Origin of the sequence: Dietzia sp. B44, assembly GCF_014145245.1 — a bacterium.
GTDB lineage: Bacteria > Actinomycetota > Actinomycetes > Mycobacteriales > Mycobacteriaceae > Dietzia > Dietzia natronolimnaea.
The window spans coordinates 1-2,000 of sequence record NZ_JAALEF010000499.1; the positions used below are offsets into that span (position 1 = coordinate 1).

Here is a 2,000-nt window from a genome sequence, read left to right on the forward strand (position 1 = left end):
GCCTCGGCGGCCGGCCGCGCGACGGCACGGGATTCCGCGGTCGCCCTGGTGCACGCCGTCTCGCCGGCGGTGGTCGTCCTTGCGGCCGCGACGGCCGCCGTCCTCACCTGGTGTTCGATCCTGGCCGGTTGACACCGCCACGCCGACCACTATCTACTATGTAGCGTAGTAGAAAGTGGCCCGGTCGCGGGCCCGTCCAGGTCCCCGATCGCCCCCGCAGGAGTCCTCCCGTGTCCCGTCGTCCGAGTCTCCCGGTCATCGCGTTGTCCGTCGTGGTGGCCGTACTCCTCGCCCTGGTCGCCGTCCTCCTCGCCCGGGATGTGACCGGAGGCGATCAGTCCGCGGCCGGGTCCGCGACCGACTCCGCGGCGATGTCCGACGAGCGTCAGACCAGTCCTGAGCAGGCCCCCGGACCGGAGTCCATGGAGGGCATCGCGCGCTTGGCGGAGGGCGACCCGATGGCCATGGGCCCGGTGGACGCGCCGGTCGTGATGACCATGTACTCGGACTTCCGCTGCCCGTTCTGCGCGAAGTTCTCCCGCGAGGTGGAGCCGGCGCTGGTCGACGAGTATGTCGACGGCGGCGATCTGCGGATCGAGTGGGTCGACCTGCCGATCTTCGGAGAGGAATCGATGATCGCCGCCCGGGCCGGGCGCGCCGCCGCGGACCAGGGCAGGTTCTGGGAGTTCACCGAGGTCGTGTTCGCCGACGCCCCCGACCGTGGGCATCCGGACCTCGGCGAGGAGGAGCTGGTGGGGTACGCCGCCGCGGCCGGGGTCACCGACCTCGACCGCTTCCGAGCGGACATGACCGGCGACGAGTACGACGCGGCCATCCGGGCGGACTACCAGGCCGCCACCGCGCTGGGCGCGACCTCCACCCCGACCTTCCTCATCAACGGGACGGGGATCGTCGGCGCCCGCTCGGTCGAGACGTTCCGCACCGTCATCGACCGCTCGCTGGACGGATGAGCGGGCCCTGATGACAGAGCAGATCGGGCTCGTCGGGGGATTCCTCGGCGGCGTGCTGAGCATCCTCAGCCCCTGCTCGGCGCTGCTGCTGCCGGCCTTCTTCGCCTACGCCTTCGGCACCCGCCGGCTGCTCCTCGCCCGCACCGGCCTGTTCCTGCTCGGCCTCGCGACCGTCCTGGTCCCGCTCGGGGCGGGGATGGGGGCGATCGGCTCGCTGTTCACCGTCCATCGCGGGACCGTCACGTTGATCGGTGGCCTCGTCGTCGTCGTCCTGGGTGTCTACACCGCCCTCGGGGGCGGCTTCCGGCTCCCCGGCCTGTCGGACGCCTCCTCCCGGGTCACCGGCAGCGGCCCGCTGTCGGTCCTGGCACTGGGCGCGCTCTACGGCTTCGCAGGATTCTGTTCCGGCCCGCTGCTGGGCGGGGTGCTGACCCTGGCGATGGCCGGGGGGTCGCCCGCCTACGGGGCGGCGGTCATGGGCGCCTACGCGATCGGGATGGTGGTCCCACTCGCGGTTCTCGCCCTCGCGTGGGACTCGTTGGGCCTCTCGCGCCGCCGGCTGCTCCGGGGTCGTGAGCTCACCCTGGGGCCGATCCGCACCCACACCACCTCGGTCATCGCCGGGGTGCTGTTCGTCGCGGTGGGTCTGCTGTTCGTGCTCTCCGACGGCACCGCGGCGATCGGTTCGCTGATGGGGGTCGACGAGCAGTTCGAGCTCCAACTCGCCGTGGAGCGCTGGGTCGCCGGGGTGGACGACCTGTGGTTCCTCGTGGCGGCGCTGGCGCTGGCCGCCGTGATCCTCGCCGGGTGGGTGCTGCACGACCGGCGCCGCGCGCGAGCGGATCGGCCGGGGGAGGAGCAGGCGCGGGAGGGGCGGTCGCGGGACCAGAGCCGCCCGTCGGGTCAGGAACCGGCCCGGAGCTGAGCCCGCATCTCGCGCATCGGAGGCCGCTCGCCGGGCGAGACGTCGACGGTCTCGGCGCGGAACCCACCCCCGACCGGATCGCGTCGGTGCAGGGTGAGGGTGTC

The 2,000-nt window shown here is 72.8% G+C and carries 2 protein-coding genes; both read left to right on the top strand.

Annotated features, from left to right (window positions below):
- Positions 1-230 precede the first annotated feature (230 nt).
- Entirely contained in the window at positions 231-971 is a 741-nt protein-coding gene (locus G6017_RS14870) for a DsbA family protein (RefSeq protein ID WP_182618045.1), read from the top strand.
- A 10-nt stretch (positions 972-981) separates the two neighbouring features.
- A complete protein-coding gene (locus tag G6017_RS14875; protein ID WP_182618047.1) occupies positions 982-1,896 on the top strand; it encodes a cytochrome c biogenesis CcdA family protein in 915 nt (304 codons plus the stop codon).
- Positions 1,897-2,000: the final 104 nt, after the last annotated feature.

Bases quoted from the DNA above. Each gene is read 5' to 3' on its own strand.
- G6017_RS14875 (WP_182618047.1), top strand. From the start codon at position 982: ATGACAGAGCAGATCGGGCTCGTCGGGGGATTCCTCGGCGGCGTGCTG.